Source organism: Paracoccus broussonetiae (assembly GCF_031854425.1).
GTDB lineage: Bacteria > Pseudomonadota > Alphaproteobacteria > Rhodobacterales > Rhodobacteraceae > Paracoccus > Paracoccus broussonetiae.
The window spans coordinates 1-22,957 of the sequence record NZ_JAVRQI010000002.1 but is presented as its reverse complement, the minus strand read 5'-3'; the positions used below and the strand labels follow the sequence as shown (position 1 = coordinate 22,957).

The following is a 22,957-nucleotide window of genomic DNA, read 5'->3' as shown; positions in this document are numbered from 1 at the left end:
ATCGATGCGTCCGATCGCAGTCCTTACCCGTCGCGCCCTGCTCGCCGGGGCCGCGGCCCTGACCGCCCTTACCCTTGCGCCGGCGGTCCACGCCGAAGAACCGCAGCGAGGCGGCACACTGGTCATCGCATCGGTCCAGAAGCCGCGCCATCTGAACGCGGCGGTCCAATCCGGCATCGCGACCGGCGTGCCCGCGGCGCAGATCTTCGCGACGCTCCTGCGCTATGGCGAGGATTTCCAGCCCCAGCCCTATCTGGCCGAAAGCTGGGAATTCAGCCCCGATAACAAGGTTCTGACGTTGAAACTGGTGCAGGGCGCGACCTTCCACGACGGCAAGCCCATCACTTCCGAAGACGTGGCATGGTCGCTTGACGTGGCGAAGAAGAACCACCCCTTCTCGACCATGCTGGCGCCTGTCGAGGCTTTTGAGGCCCCCGATCCGCAAACCGTCGTGATCCGCATGAGCGCGCCGCATCCGCCGATCCTGCTGGTCCTGTCCTCGGCACTGACGCCGATCCTGCCGAAACATGTCCTCGACGACGGGCAGGACATCAAGTCGAACCCCAAGAACAACCTTCCCATCGGCTCCGGCCCCTTCAAGGTCACGGCATTCGAGCCGGGGCAGCACATCATTCTGGAACGCTATGACGGCTTTTTCCTGAAGGGGCGTCCCTATCTGGACCGGATCGTGATCCGGCAATACCAGGATTCCAATTCCGGCGTACTGGCCCTGGAATCGGGCGAGGCGCAGATGTTCCCCCTGCTCGATTCGACGCGGCTGATCCGGCGGCTTGAGAAGTCGGGCAAGATGTCCGTGACCGACAAGGGCTATGCCGCGATCGGCCCGATCAACTGGCTTGCCTTCAACACCAAACAGCCGGACCTGGCCGATGTCCGCGTGCGCCAGGCGATCGCCCATGCCATCGACCGGAATTTCGTGACCAAGGCCCTGCATGCCGGGCTGTCGAAGCCCGCGGTCGAGCCGGTGGTGCAGGAAAGCCCCTTCTTCTCCGAGGATGTGGCGCGCTATGACTTCGACCTCGACAAAGCCAAGGCCCTGCTGACCGCAGCCGGCTATGGCGAGGGGGGAAAGAAGCTGTCGCTGCGGATCGACTATCTTCCCGATGCCGACGAACAGCAGCGCGCCGTCGCCGAATATGTCAAGGCGGCGCTGGCCAAGGCCGGGGTCGAGATCAGCGTCCGCGCCTCGCCCGATTTTCCGACCTGGGCGCAGCGGATCTCGTCCTATGACTTCGACCTGACCATGGATCAGGTCTTCAACTGGGGCGACCCGGTGATCGGGGTGAACCGAACCTATCTTTGCTCGAACATCCGGCAGGGGATCATCTGGTCGAATACCCAGCAATATTGCAACGAGGGGGTCGACAAGTTGATGACCGAGGCCGCGACCGAGCCTGATCAGGCAAAGCGCAAGGATCTTTACGGTCAGGCCTTCAAGCAGATCACCGCGGACATCCCCATCCATTTCATCAACGAGGTTCCCTATCACACGGTCTATACGCAGGCCGTGCAGAACCCGCCCGTCTCGATCTGGGGACCGATGGGTCCGATGGATGACGTCTGGCTGAAGCAATAGGCGCGGAGGCCCTGCAATGATGCGTCGTATCCTGCGGCAGCTGCTTTACGCGGTCGGCCTGATCCTTGCCGTGCTGGTGCTGAACTTCCTGCTGATCCAGCTTGCGCCCGGCGACCCGGCACAGGTGATCGCGGGCGAAATGGGCGGTGCCAGCCCCGAGGTCATGGCCGCGATCCGCCAGCAATACGGGTTGGACAAGCCGGTGCTGACCCAGCTTGCGCTGTATCTGGGCCGTGCGCTTCAGGGCGATCTGGGCATGTCCTATTTCTACAACCGCCCGGTGGTCGAGCTGATCCTGTCCCGGCTTGGCCCGACGCTGCTGCTGGTGGCCGCGGCGCTGGCCTTTGCGGTGCTGGCCGGCACGCGGCTGGGGCTGATGGCGGCGAAGAACCCGCGTGGCATCGCCTCGGGGGTGGTCACGGTCTTGTCGCTGGTGGGCTATTCCGCACCGGTCTTCTGGACGGGGCTGATGCTGGTCATCCTGTTCGGAGCCAAGATCCCGCTGTTCCCGATCGCCGGGATGATCGATGTCGTCAAGGTCGGCGGACCGCTGACGCGGGCGCTGGACATCGCCCATCACCTTGTCCTGCCCGCGCTGACGCTGGGGCTGGTCTATCTGGCGCAATATAGCAGGCTGACCCGCGCCTCGATGCTGGAGGTGCTGGGCGCCGACTATATCCGTACCGCCCGCGCCAAGGGCGTCAGCGAAAGACAGGTTCTGGGCCGCCACGCGTTCCGCAATGCGTTGCTGCCGGTCGTCACCGTCGCCGGGATGCAGTTCGGGGCCATCATCTCGGGCGCGGTTCTGGTCGAGACCGTGTTCAGCTGGCCCGGCCTTGGCACGCTGGCATTTCAGGCCATCCTCGCACGCGATTACCCGACGGTGCTGGGCATCCTGTTCTTCTCGACCCTGATCGTGATCATCGCGAACCTGCTGACCGATTTCGTGTCGCGTCTGCTGGATCCGCGCCTTGCCGGAGGACGTTGACATGACCGCCGAAGCCAGAACCTCGGTTCCAGCCGCCCGCGGGCCCCTGAGCGAAGCTTGGGAGATCTTCCGCCGCAGCCCCTCGGCCATGCTGGGGCTGCTGGTGATGACGCTTGTCGTGCTGATGACCTTTGCCGGGCCGCTGCTTTACCATGTAGACCCGTTCGAGATCGTCTGGGCACCGCTTTCGCCGCCCGGTGATGATCCGACGATTCCGCTGGGCACCGACAATCTGGGACGCGACATCCTGGCCGGTCTGATCGCGGGCGGACGTGCGACGCTGGCCGTGGGCTTCGCGGCCGCGCTGATCACCATGGTCATCGGCGTCGTGATCGGGGCCTATGCGGGCTTCTATGGCGGCCTTGTGGATGACATGCTGACGCGTGTGACCGAGTTCTTCCAGGTCCTGCCCCCGCTTCTGTTCGCGATGGTGGTGGTCACGCTGTTCCAACCCACGCTGGTCAACGTGGCGCTGGCCATCGGCATCGTCAGTTGGCCCCAGACCGCGCGCCTGACCCGGGCCGAGTTCCGCCGCATCCGCACACTGGAATATGTCAGCGCGATGCGGGCCGTCGGCGCGGGCGACGGCCATATCATCTGGCGCGTGATCCTGCCCAATGCGCTGCCACCGCTGATCGTCTCGGGGACGCTGACCATCGGCATGGCCATCCTGTTCGAGGCCGGACTGAGCTTCCTGGGCCTGTCCGATCCCAACATCATGTCCTGGGGGCTGATGATCGGATCGGGTCGCGAATACCTGCTGGATGCGTGGTGGGTCGTGACGCTGCCCGGCGCGATGATCTTCCTGACCGTCCTGGGCGTCAGCCTGGTCGGCGACGGCCTGAACGACGCCTTCAACCCCCGGCTAAGGGAGCGCTGAGCCATGACCGATCCCGTCCTGGAGATCCGCAACCTGAAAGTCGACTTCGCCACCCGGCGCGGGCTGGCCCATGTGCTGGACGACGTGTCCTTCAGCGTGGATCAGGGCGAACTGCTGGCGATCGTCGGCGAATCCGGCTGCGGCAAAAGCATGACCGCCCTGTCGATCCTGGGGCTCATCCCCTCGCCCCCCGGCAGGATCGTGGGGGGCAGCATCAGCTTCATGGGCCGCGACCTGACCAGCCTTTCGCCCGCTGAGATCCGAAAGATCCGGGGCGGCGACATCGCCATGATCTTTCAGGAACCGATGACCTCGCTGAACCCGGTCTTCACCTGCGGCGAGCAGATCGCCGAAGCGGTGCGCCTGCACCAGAAGGTCAGTCCTAAGGCGGCGCAGGCCCGGGCGGTCGAGATGCTGCGCGCCGTTGGCATCCCCGAACCCGAACTGCGCGCAAAGGCCTATCCGCACCAGCTTTCGGGCGGGATGCGCCAGCGGGTGATGATCGCGATGGCGCTGTCCTGCGAACCCCGGCTGCTGATCGCGGACGAGCCGACGACCGCGCTGGACGTGACCGTTCAGGCCCAGATCTTCGGGCTTCTGGACGAACTGCGCCAGCAGACCGGCACCGCGATCGTCCTGATTACCCATGACATGGGCGCAGTCGCGGAAATGGCCGACAAGGTCGCGGTGATGTATGCCGGCCGCGTGATCGAACGCGGCCCGGCGGATGCCGTGCTTGACCGTCCCGGCCATCCCTATACCCGCGGCCTTCTGGCCAGCATTCCGCGCCTCGACGCCGATCCCGACGCCGACCTGCCCGAGATCCCCGGCATCGTCCCCGCCCTGACGGATCTTGGCCGGGGATGCGCATTCCAGCCGCGCTGTCCGGTTGCAACTCCCGCATGCCGCGATGGGCAGCCCGGCCATGTCGCGCTGTCGCCGGGCCAGTCCGCGGCCTGTTTCCACCTGACTGCAAGCGAGGCATTCGCATGACCCGGCTGCTTTCCGTCCGCGACCTCAAGGTTCACTTCCCGGCCCCGAACGGGCGCAGGGTCCATGCCGTCGATGGGGTCAGCTTCGACATCCCACGCGGCCAGACCCTTGGCATCGTCGGGGAATCCGGATCGGGCAAGACCACCACGGCGCTTGCCGTCATGCGGCTTGCCCCTATCACCGGCGGTGAGGTCGAGCTTGACGACACCCCGATCAGCCGGATCGAGGGCGAGGCCCTGCGCCGCGCCCGTCCCCGCTTCCAGATGGTGTTTCAAGACCCCTTTTCCTCGCTGAACCCGCGCGAGCGGGTGGGGCGCATCATCCGCCAGCCGATGGACCTACTGGGCTATGGCGACCCCGCCGGACGCGATGCGCGGGTCGAGGAATTGCTGACCCAGGTGGGGCTGCGCCCCGAACTGAAGTCACTTTACCCCCACCAGTTCTCGGGCGGGCAAAGACAGCGGATCGGATTGGCGCGTGCGCTTGCGACCCGGCCCGACCTGATCGTCTTCGACGAGCCCGTCTCGGCGCTGGATGTCGCGGTGCAGGCCCAGGTGCTGAACCTGATCCGCCGCCTGCAGCGCGAAACCGGGATCACCTATCTGTTCATCAGCCACGATCTTGGCGTCGTCCGCCACGTCTGCGACGAAATCGCAGTGATGTATCTGGGTCAGATCGTCGAACAGGCCCCGACCGCGCAAATCTTTGCCACACCGCGCCATCCCTATACGCAGGCGCTGATCGCGGCCGCCCCATCGCTTTCGCCGGAGCACCGGCGGCGAGGGGGAGGCGCCCGGCTTCAGGGCGATCCGCCCAGCCCGGTCAACCTGCCACAGGGCTGCCGCTTTGCGTCGCGCTGTCCGTCGGTCGTCGCGCATTGTCGCAGCACGGCGCCCGATTTGCGGATGACCGCCGCTGGACACCGCGTCGCCTGCCACCTTGCTGCGGTTTCTGTCCCCGCCTAAAGCCGCTTTCCCGTCTGGGGCGAAAACAGGTGCAGGCGTCCCTCGGCGGGCAGGACGTCGATGCGGTCCCCCCTTTGCGCGGTCGAGTTTCCGGCCAGCCGCAGCGTGAAGGGCACGTCCGATCCCTGGATCATGCCATAGCCAAAGGCATCGGCGCCCAGCCGCTCGACCGAGCGCAGCTCGACCGGGATGGCGGGCTGGCCCGGTGCGGCAATCTCCAGATCCTCGGGCCTCAACCCCAGCCGGACCTCGCCGGACGGGGGCAGTCCGGCCAGTGGCAGGCGGTGCCCGCCGGGCAGAAGCGCGCTGCCTCCCTCGGCCGTAACGGTGAAGATGTTCATCGCGGGAGAGCCGATGAAGCCCGCGACAAATTCGCTGGCCGGGGTGGCATAGACTTCAAGCGGGGTCGCGATCTGGTCGGCAACGCCGCTGTTCATGACGATCAGCCGGTCAGCCAGCGTCATCGCCTCGACCTGATCATGGGTGACGTAAAGCGTGGTCTGCCCGGTCCGCAGGTGCATCTCCTTGATCTGCAGCCGCATCTGCACCCGCAGCTTGGCGTCAAGGTTGGATAAGGGCTCGTCCAGCAGGAAGGCCGAGGGTTCGCGCACCAGCGCCCGCCCCATCGCGACCCGCTGGCGCTGCCCGCCCGACAAGGCGCGGGGCTTGCGGTCCAGATAGGGCTCAAGCTCCAGCATGCGGGCCGCGCGCAGCACCCTCGCCTCGATCTCGGCCTTGGGAAGCTTTGCGATCTTCAACCCATAGGCCATGTTTTCGCGCACGTTCATATGCGGGTAAAGCGCATAGTTCTGGAACACCATTGCGATATTTCGGTCGCGCGGCTCAAGCGTGTTGACCACCTTTCCGTCGATCTCGATCGTGCCCGCGCTGATGCCCTCAAGCCCCGCGACCATGCGCAGAAGGGTCGACTTGCCGCAGCCCGAGGGGCCGACGATCACCACGAATTCGCCGTCGGCAATGTCCATGGTGACGCCGTGGATGACCTCTTGTCCGGCATAGCTTTTGCGCAGGTCGTTCAGCAGGATATGGGCCATTCACTTCTCCGTCTCGACAAGGCCCTTCACGAACCAGCGCTGCATCAGCACGACGACCAGGATCGGCGGCAGGATCGCAAGGACCGAGGTCACCATGACAAGGTTCCAGGGGGTATCGGCATCCGCAAACGAGATCATCTTGCGCAGCGCGATGACGATGGTGTTCATTTCATTGGAGTTCGTGACCAGCAGCGGCCACAGATATTGCGTCCAGCCATAGATGAACTGGATCACGAAGATCGCCGCCACGTTGGTCAGTGACAACGGCCACAGGATGTCCCTGAAAAAGCGCCAGGGCCCCGCGCCATCGACCCGCGCCGCCTCAAGCAACTCATCCGGGATGGTCATGAAGAATTGGCGGAACAGCAGCGTCGCCGTGGCCGATGCGATCAGCGGCAGGATCAGGCCCGGATAGGTGTCGATCAGACCCAGATCCACCATGACCTTGTAGGTCGGCTGGATACGGACCTCGACCGGCAGCATCAGGGTGATGAAGATCAGCCAGAAACAGGCCATGCGCAGCGGAAAGCGAAAAAACACGATCGCATAGGCCGAGGCCATGCTGATCGCGATCTTGCCGATGGCGATGCCCAGGGCCACCAGGGTCGTATTTCCCAGAAGCCGCCACAGGCTGACGCCGCCGATCTGGCCGATGCGGCCGGAAAACGCCTCGCCGTAATTGTGCAGTCCCTCGGCCCCCGGCACCAGCGGCAGCGGCGGACGCAGGATCGTCTGGGTGGAGTGGGTCGAGGCAATGAAGACATAATAGACCGGAAAGACGACCACGATGACGCCCAGGACCATCCACAGGTGGCTGAGCATCCGCGACGGGGCGCGCGCGGCAAGCGGGCTTTCAGCCATAGTGCACCCGCCGTTCGATGAAGCGGAACTGGAAGGCGGTCAGGGCGATCACGATCAGCATCAGGATCACCGATTGCGCGGCAGAATCGCCCATGATGAGGTTCACGAAGCCGTCGTTATAGACCTTGTAGACAAGCGTCTCGGTCGCCTTGCCCGGACCGCCCCCGGTCACGGCATGGATGATGCCGAAGGTATCGAACAGCGCATAGACCGTGTTCACGACCAACAGGAAAAACGTCGTCGGCGCCAGCAACGGAAAGACAATGGTCCAGAACGCATGACGCCGGCTTGCGCCGTCGATGGCCGCAGCCTCAAGCAGCGAGGTCGGGATCGCCTGCAAGCCGGCAACGAAGAACAGGAAATTGTAGCTGATCTGCTTCCATGTCGCCGCAGCGACCACAAGGATCATGGCGTGGTTCGCGTTCAGCAGCGGGTTCCATTGGATGCCGATCTGCTTCAATGGCCAGGCCAGCGTGCCGAAGCTGGGATTGAACATGAACAACCACAGCATGCCCGCGATGGCCGGGGCGACCGCATAAGGCCAGATCATCAGCGTCCGATAGATGCCCTTGCCGCGCACGATCCGTTCCGCCTGCACCGCCAGGAACAGCGCGATTGCCATCGGCAGGATTGCGACCAGCACGGAAAAGACCGCCGTGACCTGCAGCGAGTTCAGATAGTTCGGATCGCTCAGCACCCGCCGGAAATTCGCAAGCCCGACAAAGCTGGATTTCAGGCCGAAGGGATCTTCCTTCAGCATGGATTGTCGGAACGCCTGCCCGGCGGGCCAGTAGAAAAAGATCAGCGTGATCGCCAGCTGCGGCGCCAGAAGCAGCCAGGGCAAAAGCCTGTGCGGAAAGACGGTTCTTCTCATGCGGGATCCCCTTGTCGGAACCGGGGCGCGCGCCGTCCAGGGACCGCGCGCGCCCGATTGGCGGGATCAGCCGCCTGCGGCTTCCTTGATCGCGGCATTGCCGCGGGTCACCGCGTTCTGCAGCGCCTGTTCGGCGGTCTGCTGGCCGGCCAGCATCTTTTCGTATTCCTCGTTCTGGATATCGCGCAGTTGCGGCAGGTTTGGCGCGCGCACCCCCTTGGAGTTCTCGGTCGGGGGCTTGCCCGACATCTGCAGGATCGGCACCTCGCGCGCCGGGTTCTTCTCGTAGAAGCCCGACGCCTTGGTTGCCTCATAGGCCGCCATCGTCACCGGCAAATAGCCCGACTGCTCGTGCAGGAACTGCTGCACCTCGGTCTTCGAGAGATAGTTGAAGAAAGCGGCGACGCCCTTGTAGGTGTCGTCCGACTTGCCCGCCATCACCCAAAGCGACGCTCCGCCCGGCGTGGTGTTCTGCGGCGCGCCCTGGGCCGTCTCGTCATAGGGCAGCTTGCCGATGCCGTAATTCATCCCGGATTTGACGATATCGCCCAATCCCCCCGAGCTTTCGGTCAGAATGCCGCATTCTCCCGAGGTGAAGTTCTGCTTCGCCTCGCTGGTGCGCCCGCCATAGACGAAGACCCCCTCTTTCGCCAGATCGGCCAGTTCCTGGAAATGCTTGACGAAAAGCGGGGCGTCGATCTTCAGCTCGGGTGTGCCAGCCAGGCCGTTTTCGTTGGTCCCCCACGAGACGTTGTTCCAGGCCGCGAAGTTCTCGGTATGGATCCAGGTCAGCCAGGTCGAGGTATAGCCACAGGTTGCCGCGCCGGATTCCTTGATCTTGCGCGCCGCGGCCCAGACCTCCGCCCAGGTCTGGGGCGGTGCGTCGACATCCAGCCCGGCCTTCTGGAAGATGTCCTTGTTGTAATACAGGATCGGCGAGGACGAGTTGTAGGGGAAGGACAGCATTTCGCCTTCCGGGGTCGAATAATATCCGACGATGCCGGGCAGATACTGGCTCTTGTCGAAGGTGAAGCCGCCTTCGGTCAGCACCTCGGCCACGGGCTTGATCGCACCCTGCGCGCCCATCATGACGCCAGTCCCGACATCGAAGACCTGGATGATGTCCGGGGCCTGTCCCGCGCGGAAGGCGGCGATGCCCGCGTTCAGCGTTTCGGGATAGGTGCCCTTGAACACCGGCTTCAGGACATAATCGGACTGGCTTGCGTTGAAATCACCGGCGATCTTCTCGACAACCTCGGCATTGGCGCCAGTCATCGCGTGCCACCACGAAATTTCGGTCTGGGCCTGTGCCGCGAACGGCAGGGCTGCGAATCCACAAAGCCATAGGCTGAGATTCTTCATGCGACTTACTCCTCCCTCGATCCATGCTGCTGGGTTTTGCGCGGATGTTCCCGCCGACCTCCCAATCGGGCGGGACAACCTTTTCCTCCAGGGGGGAGTTTAACTCGACGGTGAAGTGCCGAGTCAATTCGCGATGACTGCGCGAATGATTTGCAGCATGACCTTGCCGCCGAACGAAAAAGCGGCCCACCCCCTTGGGACGGGCCGCGTCGTGGTCAGGGTCGGTATTACTCGCCCGCGCCGATGGCCTTCAGTCCCGCCGCCGCGCAGGTCGCGTCGATGTCACCCGACGGCGCGCCGCCGACGCCGATGCCGCCGACCAGCGCCTTGCCGAACTTGACCGGCAGGCCGCCAGCCTGGATGACCATGCGCGGGTCCATATCGCGCAGACCTTCGTTGGCGGGTTTCGAGGCAATGAACTCGGCCAGGCCGGCCGTGTCGCGACCCATCGCGGCCGAGGTGAAGGCCTTGCCCTGCGCGCTCGATCCTGTATGCGGGCCGGCATTGTCGGCCTTCAGCAGAACCTTGGTCGAACCGTCCCGGGCGACGATCGCGACGCTGACATTGTGGCCTTCGGCGGTGCAGGCCTTCAGCGCTGCGTCCGCGGCCTTCGTCGCCAGATCAAGCGGCAGATAGGGCGCGCTCGGCAAATCCTGAGCGGCAGCGCCGAAGGGGGCGAGAAGCGCGATGGCAAGCACGAGGTTCCGGGTCATGAGGGGTATCCTTTCCGAATGATGAAAGGGAATTAGCCCGCCCCGCCCCATGCCGGTATTCGTATCCCTTGCAGCCGTCTGCGTAGTTCTACGGAGTGTCGCGTCCGGCCAGCCACAGACGCGTCATCTCGGCTTGCGAGGTTGTGCCAAGCTTGGCCCCGATGGCAGCGCGATGGCTTTCGACGGTGCGCGGCGACAGGCCCAACCCCTCGGCGATCTGGCGCGTGGTGAAACCTTCGGCGATCCGATCCAGCACCTCGGTTTCGCGGGGCGTCAGCGAAGCCAGAAGCCCCAGCGTCTCGGCCTGTTCGGCGCGACGGTCCAGCGCCCGCTCCAGCGCCTCATGCCCTTTCTGGATGGCATCGATCAGATCCTGCTCGTCGATGGGCTTCGACAGGAAGTCGACCGCGCCATTGCGAAAGGCGCGGCGGCAAGCCTCGATATCGCCGTGCCCCGAGATGACAATCACCGGCCAGTCGATGCCTTGCTCGGCCAGCCGCTCCTGTAGCTTCAGGCCGGAAATGGCGGGCATCCGGATGTCCAGGATCAGGCAACCGGGCGCGAGTTTGGGCAGCTGCGCGAGAAACCCCTGAGGATCGGCGAAGCCCGTGACCTCGATTCCCACGGTCGACATCAGCAACGCCAGCGCGCGGCGCACCGCCTCGTCATCATCCACCAGATAGACGGGCAGGTTCATTCCCGAGCCTCTGCGGATCGTCCCGGAAGCACCACCCGGAACGTCGCCCCCGACGTACCGTCGACCAGTTGGATCTCTCCTCCGGCGCGTTCGACCAGACGCTGGCTTAGCGCCAGGCCTAGCCCGGTCCCGTTGGGCCGCGTGGTGGTGAAGGGCGTGAAAAGGCGCGATCGCAACTGCGGCGCGATGCCCGGCCCGTTATCCGAAACCTCCAGCACGACGCGATCCTGCTGCGGCTTCAGCGCGACGACCACCTGCCCGGCATTGCCAAGCCCGGCAGTGGCCTCGATAGCGTTCCGGGCAAGGTTGAAGACCACCTGTTCCATCTCGACCGGGTCGGCGATGACGGGCGCGGGACCGGGACCAAGATCGAAAGCAAGCGGCACGCCCTGTGCGGCGGCCTGCGGCGCCAGAAGCGTCTGCACGTTTCGCAGCGCCTCGCGCAGGTCAAAGGGCACGCGCGGCACCGGATGCGGGCGCGACCAGTTGCGGAAGCGTTCCAGCATCGCCGAGGCCCGCCGCGCCTGCGCGACCGTATCATCTAGGATCGGCGACAGCGCAGCGGAATCCCCGCGCGCCAGCATCCGACGGCCCGCCTGCGCCTGCGCCAAAATCGCCGTCAGGGGCTGCGTCAGTTCATGGGCAAGCCCGCTTGCCATCTCGCCCAGGGCATTGACGCGAGAGGCATGGGCAAGGCGCGAATCCAGCGCGCTGAGCCGCGCCTGTTCGATCGCGCCACGCACGCGGGCCCGTTGGCGCAACGCCGACAGCGCGGCAAGATAGGCCAGCGTGACCGCCAGCAGCGCCAGCCCGGTCCGCAAGGCAGGAAGCAGGTTCGCAATGCCGATCTGCATTCCCGTTTCCAGCAACAGCGGCTGGGATGCACTTCCAAGTGCCCGCGCAAAGCGGATCGTCTCGGGAGCGGCGCCCCGATGGAACAGGGCGTGACCGTCCGGCAATGACAGGGTCAGCGCGACATCGGGCCGCGACCAGAATGTTCCCGCCTCGTCCACCAGCTTCTCTGCATCGATCCCCAGCATAAGCCCATAGCGGGCCGCATCGGTATTCGGGCTGCGCTTGACCATGATGTAATGCTGCGGCCGGTCCGGATGCGGCAGCAGCGCGATATGGCCTGTCGAGGCCTGTGCGGACGCGCGAATGGTATCCGCCAGCGCCGGGGCAAGCGGCAGCGTGCCGACCGCCTTGCCCCGCGCATCGAACGGCACAAGCTGAACCTCGTCGATGCGCGGATAGAAACGAGAGATCGTCTGGGCCACCTCAAGGAACAGGCCGTTCTGCTCGGCCTCGCCGGCGACGGCAATCGCCGACAGTGCCGTCAGGTGGGCATCGTGCTGGTCCGCGCGCTGCGAGGCCAGCCGCAGCAGGACCGAGCTTTCCTGTTCCAGTTCCACCATCAACGCGTGGCGCTGAAGGATCGCGACCGCCCCCGCGGTCGCCAGCAGCAGCAGGCAGCCGATCGCGATCAGCTTCAGCGGGCTTTCAAGGATTGGGCGGTTCTGGCCTGTCATCGGTCCATTCTTGCAGGTTTCACGCGTGGCCTAAATGCGGCTCGTCAGGTTTCTGCGCCGTGCATCAATTCCGGCCCAGCGGTTGCGAGCGCGCGGCCATCACCCCTTGCATGGCCCCAACCAGTTCCGAGACCGGGCCGGTCTTTTCCCAAGAGTAAAGCGAGACCGAAATCGGCGCCTCCATCCCAAAGGGCGCATATTGCCGCACGCGGTATCGCCCCGCCGCGCTGACCGGAAGCAGGGACAGGCCCAATCCCGCCTCGACCGCGACCAGGACGTTGTGCAGGTTGCTGCCCGCAAAGGCGACATACCAGCCAAGCCGCTCGCGCTCGGCCCGCTGGAACATCGTGTCGCGGTAAAGACCATCGGGCGGAAAGGCGACCAGCGGCAGCGGATCGGGCCATGTGGCGGGCGCCTCGGCGCTTTCATACCAGGCGACCGGCTCGGGGAAGGATGCGCGGCAATCCGGGCCAGGCCGCGCGTCCTTGACGATCACGATGTCGAAATCGCCACTGCGATAGCGCCGCGTCAGGTCGCGGCTAAGACCGGCCGTCACATCAAGACGGATCTCCCGGTGGCGACGGGCGAAGTCGCCGAATGTCTTCGCCATCGCGGCATCGACGATATCCTCGGGCAGGCCGATGCGGATCGAGGCAGAGCCCGCAGGATCGCCAAGCGCGGCCTCGGCCTCGGCCTGCAGGGCCAGAAGCCTGCGGGCATAGCCCAGAAGCCGCTCTCCACTCGCGGTGGGCCGGACGGGGCGCGCCGTCCTCTCGATCAGGGGGGAGCCGACCAGAGTTTCCAGCCGGGCAAGCTGCTGGCTGATCGTCGATTGCGTCATGTTCAGGCGTTCGGCCGCCAGCGTGAAACTGGCCGCATCGACGATGGCAGTGAAAGAACGAAGCAGGCGCGGGTCAAGCATGGCGATTGCAAAGGATGAGGCCGTCCCCATGAGTATTCATGTTTGCGATGAAAGTCATCCTGATATTTAATTTTCAAATGCCAGCCGTCCTGCCTATCTGGGCGAGAACCACTAGACCGGGGGCATTCATGCCGTCACGCCAGTCGAAGCCTTCGATCGGGAAACGCGCCATGCCACGCCGCGCTTTCCTTGTCGGAACCGCCTTCCTGTCGCTGCTTGCGGCCCCCGTCTCTGCGACAGGAAAGACCATGAACGGAACCCGACTGCATCAGGCGGCAGGACAAAACGACGCCGCGGCGATCACCCGGCTTCTGGCGGCAGGCGCCGAGATCGAGGCGCGCGACCGGAACGGTGCGACGCCGCTGCTGGTTGCGACCCATGCCAATGCCGTCGAGGCCGCACGGGTCCTTGTCCAGGCCGGGGCCGACGTCAATGCCGAGGATCTGATCCAGGACAGCCCCTATCTTTACGCCGGGGCGCGCGGGCATCTGGAGATCCTCAAGATGACGCTGGCACATGGTGCGGACCTGAAAAGCACCAACCGGTTCGGCGGCACCGCCCTGATCCCCGCCTGCGAACGCGGGCATGTGGAAACCGTGCGCACGCTGATCGAGGCCGGCGTTGATGTCGATCACGTCAACAACCTGGCCTGGACGGCCCTGCTTGAGGCGATCATCCTGGGCGATGGCGGGCCCCGTCACCAGCAGATCGTCGACCTGCTGGTCAGGGCGGGTGCCGACGTCAACCTTGCAGATGGCAACGGAGTGACCCCGCTGGGCCATGCTCGCGCCGCCGGCTATGACAAGATCCAGCGCATCCTGGTCGCCGCGGGCGCAAGATAGGCACCGATCTGCCTCTTGCATCCAAATATGCAGGTGAGTGCCTGCATATCTTGACATGCAGGTATTTACCTGCGTAAATGGTCTCGATACGGATGGAGCGGCCCATGGATGACAACAAGGTCTTCAAGGCGCTGGCCGATCCAAGCCGCAGGAAACTGCTTGACGCCCTTTGCGAACGGAACGGGCAGACGCTGGGCCAGCTTTGCGAAACGCTGGACATGCAGCGCCAGTCCGTGACCCAGCATCTTGGACTTCTGGAAGACGCGAATCTGATCAGCACCGCCCGCCGCGGGCGAGAGAAGCTGCATTTCATCAACCCCGTCCCGCTTTACGAGGTCTATGAACGGTGGATCCGAAAGTTCGAGGAAAGCCGTCTCAGCCTTCTCCACGACCTCAAGCACGAACTTGAAAGGAGCAAGCCGTGACAGACAAATCCGCCAGTTTCGTTTACGTCACCTATATCCGCACCACCCCGGAAAAGGTGTTCGAGGCGATCACCAGACCCGATCTTGCGCGCCGGTATTGGGGGCACGAAAACGTCTCGGCCGACTGGCAGACCGGCTCGGGCTGGCAGCATGTCCGCGCCGATGCCGCGCGCACCGTGGACCTTGTCGGCAAGGTCATCAGCAGCGATCCGCCCAACAAGCTGGTCATCAGCTGGGCGAATGAAAGCCAGCAGGACGATCCCGACCAATACAGCCGCGTGACCTTCGACATCGAGCCGCAGGACGACATGGTCAAGTTGACCGTCACGCATGACGACCTGCAACCCGGCAGCGGCATGTGCAACGCGGTCGGCAAAGGCTGGCCGCTGGTACTGTCCAGCATGAAATCCTTTCTGGAGACTGGGCGCGGCTTTGACCTGTGACCACAGGCCGCCCGGCACATCGGAGCAAGATCATGAGCCAGACCACCTATTGCGGCGGCTGCGCCTGTGGCGCCGTCCGCTATGAGGCGACGGGAGCGCCGGTCGCCGAGCTTCACTGCCAGTGTCGCCATTGCCAGATGCGCAGCGGCACCGGCCATTCGTCGTATCTCGTCTTCGCGGGGGTGGACGCGGTCAGGGTGGCAGGACGGTTGCAGGGCTGGAGCGTCGCCGGCGACAGCGGCAACGAAAAGACCCACGCCTTCTGCCCCACCTGCGGCACGCCCGTCCTGCTGACCTTTGTCGCCGCCCCCACAATCACGGCGATCCACCCAGCCAGCCTGGATGCGCCCGAACGGTTCCACCCGACCCTTGTCGCCTATGGCAGTCGGGCGCTTGGCTGGGACCACCATGATCCGGCGCTGACGGTGCTCGCGAAGGGCCCACCCGCCTGATTCGGCAGGCCGATGCTTCGCGCGTTGCCCGCAGGTGACGGCCGTTGCCCGACGATACACGGCGCAGTTGAGACGACCTCACCCCTGCTGTTAATCCTCGTTCTCATGACAAGAGCGTGTTCGCGCGCCAGGAGGGACCGAGATGACATTTCAAAGCCGGAAGCTGCGGTTCGCGGTATTCCTTGCCCCCGCATTGCTGATGCTGGCGGGCTGCGGGTTTCCCCGCCGCCACAGCGAACAGGAATGCATGGAGCGCGCGATGTATTTCGAATCGAACCGCTCCAGCCGCGATGGCATGATCGCGGTGGGCAGCGTCGTCATGAACCGCGTGCAGTCGGGAAAATATCCCAATACCGTCTGCGGTGTGGTCGCGCAGAAGAACCAGTTCGCGTCCGGGATCATGACGCGCAAGATGAACCCCAGGGAACTGCCGAAGGTACGCGAGGCCGCACGCTCGGTCCTACGGGGGGAGCGTCACCCGCTGATCGGAAACGCGATGTTCTTCCACCAGGCAGGCTACAGCTTTTCCTATGACAACATGCACTACGTTCTGGTGACGGGCGGCAACGCCTTCTACGAAAAACGCAAGAACTTTCTGGTGACGCAGCCGGTCCCGCCTCGACCGATCGAGGGCATCACCGGCCGCTGAACGCGGGCGGTCCCGGCTCAGCCGTAGCGGCGCAGGACGTCAAGGCGCGCCCGTGCGGCAGTCAGGATCGGCTCTGCCACGCTGGCGGGGACATCCGCCGCCACGCGTGCCGCCGCATCGTCCAGGACGGCATCTCCGGCGTTCCGGAACCGGGCAAAGGCCTGCTCGATGATCGCGGGTCCAAGCCCCGCCTCGCGCGCGGTCCGCTCGAAATGGCGGGGATGGATCTGGTCGATGCGGTAATGCCGCCTGCTGCCGGTCACGGCCATCGCCATCTGCATCTGCTGGTGGCGGATGTGACCCGCGGCGCGCGCAGGTTCGGCACTGAGGATGTCGTAAAGCGGGGTCATCCTGAACCCGCCCGGCGCGTGGAAGATCGAGAAGTTCTTGGCGTGGCCATCGGTCGCGCCGATCATCCAGAAGAAGATCTGCGCCGCCAGGAAATCCGCGCGGTCCCGCAGGCCGTCGCTGGATCCGGACAGCAGATGCAGGGCCTGGGCGATCCCCGGCCCGCCGTCTTGTTCGTATTTCCGGGCCGAGGGAATCCCCAGCGCCTGGCACAGATCCTCTTGCGGCAGGCGCAGGCGGCGGCCACGCGACAGGCTGCGGTCGAAACGCTCAACCACCAACGCGTCGATACCGTCGAAATGCTCGATCCGGGTCCGGGGCACGGAAAATCCGAAAGCCTCGGCCAGATTCAGGCACAGCAACTCATTCTCAAGGCTCGAACTCATGTCGATGCCGTTCTGAAGCTGGCCCATCCGGGTCTTGAGGATATGTGTCGTCGCCGTCATGCCCAACGGCAGGCGCCAGCCGCCGTCCCACAGCAGCGCCGTCTTTTCCTGCGCCCCCGCGACCGAGACGCGAAAGGCCTGATCCCGGTCCAGCCCCAGCGGATGACGGCCAAGATCGCGCAGCATCCGGGCGATCTGGTCCGGGGCCAGCGCCTCGCTTACGTCGGAAAAGCCCGGGCCGGGATCCTCGCCCTGAGGAAGAAACTGCATCGCACCGACGCAATCGCGCCCGATCGCCGCCAGCAGCGAATGTGGATCGTCGCCACCGGCACCCATGCGTTCCGCCAATGCGCGGCGCAGGTTCATGCTGTCGGGCAGCAAGTTGTCAAACACCGCCAGCACGGCCTGACCGCGCTGCCGCTGATCGGTCAGCGGCAGGGAAAGCGACAGGCGGAAGCGATGCTCCCACTCCAGCCAGTCGGGGTGATAGGTGAAGCTAGTCGCGCCATCCGCTTCCCGCGTCAGGGTGCCGGCGCGCCTGCCATTGACATGGACCGCCAGCGGAACCGACCTTGGCCGACGCCCCATCAGAAGATATCCTCGATCCGCGCACCCGTCGCGCGGGGCACGACCTGCCAATCCAGCTCCAGCGCGGCGAACAGCGACAGGACGGTCGCGGCCGTGGGATTGGTGACGCCATTCTCGATATTCGAGATGTGGTGCGCCCGAACGCCCGCCCTGTCCCCCAGTTCGGACTGCGTCAGGCCTTGGGCACGGCGCGCCTCGCGCAGGATCTGCGCCAGATCGTCAAGCGAGCGGGCAAGGGGCATATATACACTCCGGTGTAAATCTCGGACTTTTACACTATGCTGTATATCTACGGAATATACACTTCACTGTAAACAGCCTTCGCCACTGGAGACCCGGACATGTCGACACCCGCCTTGGCGGAGGCGGGTGTCTGGGCCGTGATCGACGGATGCCGCCTCAGGAGTGGCGGGAACCGTCGTCGCGACCGTGGCCACCACGATCGTCGCCCTTGCGGTCGTCGGCGCCGTGGCGGGCAACCTGAACCGGTGCGGGGATTACGTTCTGGCTGTGGTTCGCACCATCATCGCCCCCTCGTCCGCGACCGCCGCCGCCATCGCGGCCCCGGCCCCCGTGATCGTCGCCGCGGTCATGGCCACGGCCGTCGTCGCCGCCACGACCGCGTCCGCCATGATCGTCTCCGGCATCATGGTTCGGACCGTCATCGCTGCCACGGCCGCGGCCACCGTGATCGTCCCCGACGTCATGGTTTGGGCCGTCATCGGCACCGCGACCGCGACGCCCGTGATCGTCTCCGACGTCGTGGTTCGGACCATCATCGGCACCGCGGCCCCGCCGGGCCAACTGTTTCGCGGGCATCTTCGCCAGAAAGATCGTCGCAGGCGCAGCCCGGACGCTTGCGGGAGAGGCAGTGGCCGCAAATGGGGCGACGCCGAACAGGGACAGGGCGGCGATCAGGGGAAGGCTGGTCAGGGTCTTCATGAAATGATCCTCCTGGATGGGCGGGCGGAAAACCCGGCTGACCCCATCTGGCATCGCCGCGCGCATCCGCTCCAGCCTGTCCCGACCCATGCGCAGGCCCGTCGGACCTGATGCGCAGGGGGTGACGGGCCAAGGGTCCGAAAATCGCGTCAGACCTTGGTCCGAAAGGCCGATCCCACCTTGGCGGATGCCGTCCGGATCAGCAACAATCCGCCCAAAGCGGAGTGAAAGAATGATCGCCACAACCCAGACCGGACCGGCCCATTGGCGCCGGCGCATTGCGGCGATTCCCCTGCATCACCGCTTTGCGATCGTCGGCAGCATCGTCACGCTTCTGGGAATGGTCGCGGTCGGCAGCCTGGTCAGCGACAGCATCAAGACCAGCGTCGTGCGAAATGCCGCCCTGTCCAGCGCCGTCTATATGGAAAGCTTCATCGCCCCGATGTCGCAGGAGTTGACGAACAGCCAGACGCTTTCCCCCGCCAGCATCCAGCGCATGCGCGATTTGCTGGACGAACCCCCGATGTCCGAGCGCGTCCTGTCCACCAAGATCTGGCGCAAGGGCGGGCTAATCGCCTTCAGCAGCGATGCCGACCTGATCGGCAAGGTTCTGGAACCGGGCGAAAAGCTGCGCCGCGCCTGGGCGGGTGAACTCAGCGCCTCGTTCGACGATCTGGACGAGGCTGAAAATGCGCGTGAGCAGATGAAGGGCATCCCTTTGCTTGAGGTCTATAACCCCATTCATTCGATCCTGACGGGCAAGATCATCGCGGTGGCCGAATTCTATCTGGACGGGTCGGAGCTGAAGGCCGACCTGCGCGCGGCGCAGGCCCGCGCCTGGGCAGCCGTCGCCGGGGTGATGGCGCTGACCTTTGCCGCGCTGTTCGGCATCGTCCGCGCGGGCAGTCGCACCATCGACGCCCAGAACCGCGAACTGACGGGGCGGTTGGCGGAACTGGCCCGTGTCTCGACCCAGAACAAGGCGCTGCGGGAACGGGTGCAAGCCGCCTCGCGCGGGGTCAGCGAGACGAACGAGCGTTATATGCGCCGCATCAGTGCCGAACTGCATGACGGGCCGGCGCAGGCCCTGGCGCTGACCTCGTTGCGGCTGGATGCGCTGATGCGCCGCGCCTCGGTTCCTCCGGACGACCCCGAGGCACGCGGCCTGCGCGCCTCGCTTGACGAGGCGATGGGGGATGTGCGCGACCTGTGCCGCGGGCTGACGCTGCCGACCCTGGAGGGGCGCAGCGTCGCCGAAACGCTGGAGCTGGCAATCAGCGCCCATGAGCGGCGGACCGCGACCACCGTGCAGCGCCGCTTTTCAGGCGATGAGCGGATCGACCGACCCGCCCCACACCCGATCCTGATCTGCGCCTATCGCTTCACACAGGAGGCGTTGATGAACGCCTGGCGTCACGCCAATGACGCGCCCGTCACTGCGTCCTGCGGGCTGTCCCCCGACGGCAGGCTTGAAATCGCGGTCGAAGACGGCGGCCCCGGCTTCGACCCTCGCACCCTGAACGGGCACGGGCTTGGCCTTTCCGGCCTGCGCGAACGCGTCGAAAGCATCGGCGGCGAATTTGACATCCGCACCGCGCCCGGCCAAGGCACCCGCCTGACCATCACCCTGTCGCCAGAGGCCCTCGCATGACAGACAAGATCCAGATCATCGTTGCCGACGACCACCCCCTGCTGCGCGGCGGCGTGGTGCTGTCCCTGCAGGAGCATGGCCATTTCGATGTCCAGGCACAGGTCGGCACCGCTGCCGAGGCCGTCGCCGCGGTCGAGGCCCATCTGCCGGATGTCGCGCTTCTGGACATTTCAATGCCCGGCTCGGGCCTGAACGCCGCGGCCGAGATCGCGCGCCGATTTCCCGCGGTCGGGATCGTGATGCTGACAGTATCGGAATCCGATGACGACCTGATGGCGGCGCTGAAGGCGGGGGCGCGCGGCTATGTCCTGAAAGGCGTTTCGGCCCCCCAGCTGATCGAGGTGCTGCAAAGCGTGGCGGACGGGGCGTCCTATGTCTCGCCTTCGTTGGCGGCGCGGGTGCTGGCAACGATGCAGGCGCGCCCGGCCCCCGACGTGCAGGCCGTCAGCGAGGATCTGACCCAGCGCGAAGCGACGATCCTGCGACTTGTCGCCACCGGTCTCAGCAACAAGGAAATCGCGCGCGAACTTGATCTGCAGGAAAAGACGATCAAGCACTACATGACCAACATCCTGCAGAAGCTGCAGGTCCGAAACCGGGTCGAGGCCGCGCTGAAAGCCCGCGACATGGGGCTTTAGCGCGGCAAGTGACGCGACAGGTCAGTAGCTGATTTCGGCGACCGCGCGCAGTTCATCCGGCGTCGTCGTGCCGAAGCCGAAGAACTCCAGATAGACCGGGATCTGTTCGAACAGCATGTCGGTGCCGACCTGGAAGCGGCAGCCGCGTTCACGCGCTGCGGCCAGGAAAGGGGTAATCTCGGTCTTCATCACCACTTCGCCGACGAAGGTTTCGGGCGCGATGCGGGACACGTCCATCGGCAGCGGATCCCCTTCGTTCATACCCAAAGGCGATGCGTTGACCACGACGTCGAACCCCGCCGGATCCTTCGAGCCGGTCTGGACCCGCAGTTGCGGATAGGCGCGGCGCAGGCGATCCGCCAAAGCCCCGGCCATTGCGGCATTCGGGTCGAAAAGCGCAAGCTCGGCGACGCCGGCCTTGGCAAGCGATGCCGCGATGGCGGAACCGACGCCACCCGCACCGACGACCAGCACGCGCGCGCCGTCCAGCTTCTGCCCCTTGCGCAGGACGCCGCGCACGAAGCCTTCGCCGTCGAACATGTCGCCTTCCAGCTTGCCATCCGCGCCCAGGCGGACGGCATTGGCCGACCCCGCGACCTGCGCGGTGGTCGAAAGCCGGTCCACCATGCCGACCGTCGCAACCTTGTGGGGCATGGTGATCAGTGCACCGTGGATGTTCGACAGGCGGAAGACCAGCGGCAGGAAGGCCGCGTAATCCTCGGCCTTGCAGCCCATGGGCATGACGACCGCGTTGATCCCCTGTTGGCGGAACCACGGGTTGTAGATCATCGGCGCCTTGAACGAGTGGGTCGGAAAACCCAGATGCGCGATCAGTTTGGTGTGGCCGTCGATCATGCCGTCACCTGCGGCAGTTCGACCATGCGGCCCGTGCGCGCGCTGGCAGTAATGGCGTCCAGCATCATCGCGATGTCCAGCGACTCTGCCTCGGACGCTCCGGTCCAGCGGTCGGGACCAAACGCCACGGCGTCGGCAAAGGATTCGGCCTCGGCCCGGAAGCCGTTCACGCCGGCGGATGGGATGGTCTGGACCTCGGTCAGCATGGCGCCGCCCTGCCACATCTGCATCGGTTCGGCCTCCGCACCGGGGGCATGGTTGCGATAGGTGGTGGTGATGCTGCCGCCGCTTCCGCAGATCAGCGCCCGACGCTGATACAGGGCCGAGAAGCTGCAATTCAGCGTCGCAGAAACCCCATTCGGGAACAGCAGCGTCGCGACCATGCCGCGATCGACGCCGGTATCGGACCAGTCGGCCTGCGCGGTGACGGAAACTGGCCGGGTGCCCGCGACGACCCGCAGCATGCTGACGCAATAGCTGCCCAGGTCCAGCAGCGCCCCACCGCCATTCTCGGGCTTCAGGCGAATGTTCGTCGGGTCGCTGAACGGAGCCACAAACGCAGCCGAGATCTGGCGCACCTCGCCGATCTCTCCCGCCGCCAAAATCTCGCGCAGACGTGCGGTCTGGGGCTGGGCAAGCCAGGGATATCCCTCGACCAGCAGGCGACCGGCGCTGCGCGCGGCATCGAACATGCCCGCAACTTCATCCGCATTCATCGCCAGGGGTTTTTCACACAGAACGTGCTTGCCCGCCTGCAGCGCACGGATCGCCCATTCCGCATGCATGTTGTTCGGCAGCGGGATATAGACGGCATCGATTGCGGGATCGGCCAGCAGCGCCTCATAGCTGCCATGAGACCGCGGGATGCCGTTTTCGGCGGCATAGGCTGCGGCCCGATCATCGCTGCGGCTGGCGACGGCAGCAACCGTCACCTTGTCCGAACCGGCGACCGCGGCGGTGAACTGGCGCCCGATATTGGCGGCCCCCAGAAGGCCCAGGCGCAGGGATTGGGTTTGCGTCATCGCATCGTCCTTAGTGATGGGCCAGGATTTCGCCAAGGAAGGCGCGAGTCCGCGCGTGGCCCGGATTGTGGAAGAAGGTTTCGGGGTCGTTTTCCTCGATGATCTCGCCATCGGCCATGAAGATCACCCGGTCAGCGACCTGCCGGGCAAAGCCCATTTCATGCGTCACGCAGATCATGGTCATGCCGTCGCGCGCCAGCCCGATCATGGTGTCCAGCACCTCCTTGACCATTTCGGGGTCAAGCGCGCTGGTCGGTTCGTCGAAAAGCATGGCTTTCGG

25 protein-coding genes and 1 pseudogene are annotated in these 22,957 nt (G+C 65.2%); 13 read left to right on the top strand and 13 right to left on the bottom strand.

The features are described 5' to 3' along the window. Positions 1-4 precede the first annotated feature (4 nt). Genes RM190_RS02665 through RM190_RS02645 form a run of 5 tightly spaced genes read left to right on the top strand, consistent with a single transcriptional unit; the run spans position 5 to position 5,423 of the window. A complete protein-coding gene (locus RM190_RS02665; RefSeq protein ID WP_311757847.1) occupies positions 5-1,597 on the top strand; it encodes an ABC transporter substrate-binding protein in 1,593 nt (530 codons plus the stop codon). A 16-nt stretch (positions 1,598-1,613) separates the two neighbouring features. After that, positions 1,614-2,585, top strand: coding sequence for an ABC transporter permease (locus RM190_RS02660; RefSeq protein WP_311757846.1), 972 nt, complete (start codon positions 1,614-1,616; stop codon positions 2,583-2,585). A 1-nt stretch (position 2,586) separates the two neighbouring features. After that, a complete protein-coding gene (locus RM190_RS02655; protein WP_311757845.1) occupies positions 2,587-3,465 on the top strand; it encodes an ABC transporter permease in 879 nt (292 codons plus the stop codon). Positions 3,466-3,468: 3 nt separating this feature from the next. Then, complete coding sequence (locus tag RM190_RS02650) at positions 3,469-4,458, top strand: ABC transporter ATP-binding protein (RefSeq protein WP_311757844.1); 990 nt, start codon at positions 3,469-3,471, stop codon at positions 4,456-4,458. Further along, complete coding sequence (locus tag RM190_RS02645) at positions 4,455-5,423, top strand: ABC transporter ATP-binding protein (protein ID WP_311757843.1); 969 nt, start codon at positions 4,455-4,457, stop codon at positions 5,421-5,423. The genes RM190_RS02650 and RM190_RS02645 overlap by 4 nt, the downstream gene beginning before the upstream one ends. On the opposite strand, the gene ugpC is transcribed toward RM190_RS02645, so the two are convergent. From ugpC to RM190_RS02605, 8 genes are all read right to left on the bottom strand, one after another. Beyond that, the gene (gene ugpC, locus RM190_RS02640) at positions 5,420-6,478 is read right to left on the bottom strand and encodes a sn-glycerol-3-phosphate ABC transporter ATP-binding protein UgpC (protein ID WP_311757842.1); all 1,059 of its coding nucleotides are present in this window, start codon (positions 6,476-6,478) and stop codon (positions 5,420-5,422) included. The genes RM190_RS02645 and ugpC overlap by 4 nt on opposite strands. Next, entirely contained in the window at positions 6,479-7,339 is an 861-nt protein-coding gene (gene ugpE, locus RM190_RS02635) for a sn-glycerol-3-phosphate ABC transporter permease UgpE (protein ID WP_311757841.1), read from the bottom strand. Continuing rightward, complete coding sequence (gene ugpA, locus RM190_RS02630; protein WP_311757840.1) at positions 7,332-8,213, bottom strand: sn-glycerol-3-phosphate ABC transporter permease UgpA; 882 nt, start codon at positions 8,211-8,213, stop codon at positions 7,332-7,334. The genes ugpE and ugpA overlap by 8 nt, the downstream gene beginning before the upstream one ends. Before the next feature lie 66 nt (positions 8,214-8,279). Next, positions 8,280-9,575, bottom strand: coding sequence for a sn-glycerol-3-phosphate ABC transporter substrate-binding protein UgpB (gene ugpB, locus RM190_RS02625; RefSeq protein WP_311757839.1), 1,296 nt, complete (start codon positions 9,573-9,575; stop codon positions 8,280-8,282). Positions 9,576-9,802: 227 nt separating this feature from the next. Next, positions 9,803-10,288, bottom strand: a complete 486-nt coding sequence (locus tag RM190_RS02620; RefSeq protein WP_311757838.1) for a GlcG/HbpS family heme-binding protein — start codon at positions 10,286-10,288, stop codon at positions 9,803-9,805. A gap of 88 nt (positions 10,289-10,376) precedes the next feature. Then, positions 10,377-10,985: a response regulator transcription factor gene (locus RM190_RS02615; RefSeq protein WP_311757837.1), complete on the bottom strand. Its 609-nt coding sequence runs from the start codon at positions 10,983-10,985 to the stop codon at positions 10,377-10,379. Continuing rightward, on the bottom strand, positions 10,982-12,514 hold the full coding sequence (locus RM190_RS02610) for a sensor histidine kinase (RefSeq protein WP_311757836.1): 1,533 nt from the start codon (positions 12,512-12,514) through the stop codon (positions 10,982-10,984). Before RM190_RS02610 ends, RM190_RS02615 begins: the two co-directional genes overlap by 4 nt. Before the next feature lie 64 nt (positions 12,515-12,578). After that, positions 12,579-13,436 carry a LysR family transcriptional regulator gene (locus RM190_RS02605; protein WP_311757835.1) on the bottom strand — a complete coding sequence of 286 codons (858 nt, stop codon included), beginning with the start codon at positions 13,434-13,436 and terminating at the stop codon, positions 12,579-12,581. Positions 13,437-13,606: 170 nt separating this feature from the next. On the opposite strand from RM190_RS02605, the gene RM190_RS02600 reads away from it, so the two are divergent. The 5 genes from RM190_RS02600 (at position 13,607) to RM190_RS02580 (ending at position 16,247) form a co-directional block, all read left to right on the top strand. Further along, complete coding sequence (locus tag RM190_RS02600) at positions 13,607-14,278, top strand: ankyrin repeat domain-containing protein (protein WP_311757834.1); 672 nt, start codon at positions 13,607-13,609, stop codon at positions 14,276-14,278. A 104-nt stretch (positions 14,279-14,382) separates the two neighbouring features. Continuing rightward, the gene (locus RM190_RS02595; protein ID WP_311757833.1) at positions 14,383-14,703 is read left to right on the top strand and encodes an ArsR/SmtB family transcription factor; all 321 of its coding nucleotides are present in this window, start codon (positions 14,383-14,385) and stop codon (positions 14,701-14,703) included. Next, positions 14,700-15,146, top strand: coding sequence for an SRPBCC family protein (locus tag RM190_RS02590; protein WP_311757832.1), 447 nt, complete (start codon positions 14,700-14,702; stop codon positions 15,144-15,146). Before RM190_RS02595 ends, RM190_RS02590 begins: the two co-directional genes overlap by 4 nt. A 32-nt stretch (positions 15,147-15,178) precedes the next feature. After that, positions 15,179-15,598, top strand: a complete 420-nt coding sequence (locus RM190_RS02585; RefSeq protein ID WP_311757831.1) for a GFA family protein — start codon at positions 15,179-15,181, stop codon at positions 15,596-15,598. Positions 15,599-15,740: 142 nt separating this feature from the next. Then, positions 15,741-16,247, top strand: coding sequence for a cell wall hydrolase (locus RM190_RS02580; RefSeq protein ID WP_311757830.1), 507 nt, complete (start codon positions 15,741-15,743; stop codon positions 16,245-16,247). A 17-nt stretch (positions 16,248-16,264) separates the two neighbouring features. Here RM190_RS02580 and RM190_RS02575 read toward each other — a convergent pair whose 3' ends face one another. Continuing rightward, positions 16,265-17,569, bottom strand: a complete 1,305-nt coding sequence (locus RM190_RS02575) for a HipA domain-containing protein (protein ID WP_311757829.1) — start codon at positions 17,567-17,569, stop codon at positions 16,265-16,267. Further along, complete coding sequence (locus RM190_RS02570) at positions 17,569-17,811, bottom strand: helix-turn-helix domain-containing protein (RefSeq protein ID WP_311757828.1); 243 nt, start codon at positions 17,809-17,811, stop codon at positions 17,569-17,571. The genes RM190_RS02575 and RM190_RS02570 overlap by 1 nt, the downstream gene beginning before the upstream one ends. Positions 17,812-17,974: 163 nt before the next feature. Between RM190_RS02570 and RM190_RS02565 the strand changes: the two genes are divergently transcribed. The 3 genes from RM190_RS02565 to RM190_RS02555 all read left to right on the top strand — a co-directional run bounded on the left by RM190_RS02565 (position 17,975) and on the right by RM190_RS02555 (position 20,800). Beyond that, the gene (locus RM190_RS02565; RefSeq protein ID WP_311757827.1) at positions 17,975-18,622 is read left to right on the top strand and encodes a hypothetical protein; all 648 of its coding nucleotides are present in this window, start codon (positions 17,975-17,977) and stop codon (positions 18,620-18,622) included. Positions 18,623-18,743: 121 nt separating this feature from the next. Beyond that, positions 18,744-20,162, top strand: a complete 1,419-nt coding sequence (locus tag RM190_RS02560) for a sensor histidine kinase (protein WP_311757826.1) — start codon at positions 18,744-18,746, stop codon at positions 20,160-20,162. Further along, entirely contained in the window at positions 20,159-20,800 is a 642-nt protein-coding gene (locus RM190_RS02555) for a response regulator transcription factor (RefSeq protein WP_311757825.1), read from the top strand. Before RM190_RS02560 ends, RM190_RS02555 begins: the two co-directional genes overlap by 4 nt. Before the next feature lie 21 nt (positions 20,801-20,821). On the opposite strand, the gene RM190_RS02550 is transcribed toward RM190_RS02555, so the two are convergent. The 3 genes and pseudogenes from RM190_RS02550 to glnQ form a co-directional block, all read right to left on the bottom strand. Next, the gene (locus tag RM190_RS02550; protein WP_311757824.1) at positions 20,822-21,655 is read right to left on the bottom strand and encodes a shikimate dehydrogenase family protein; all 834 of its coding nucleotides are present in this window, start codon (positions 21,653-21,655) and stop codon (positions 20,822-20,824) included. Then, positions 21,652-22,677, bottom strand: a complete 1,026-nt coding sequence (locus RM190_RS02545) for a Gfo/Idh/MocA family protein (protein WP_311757823.1) — start codon at positions 22,675-22,677, stop codon at positions 21,652-21,654. The genes RM190_RS02550 and RM190_RS02545 overlap by 4 nt, the downstream gene beginning before the upstream one ends. 10 nt (positions 22,678-22,687) lie before the next feature. Then, positions 22,688-22,957, bottom strand: a pseudogene (gene glnQ, locus RM190_RS02540) (glutamine ABC transporter ATP-binding protein GlnQ); the annotation flags it as partial.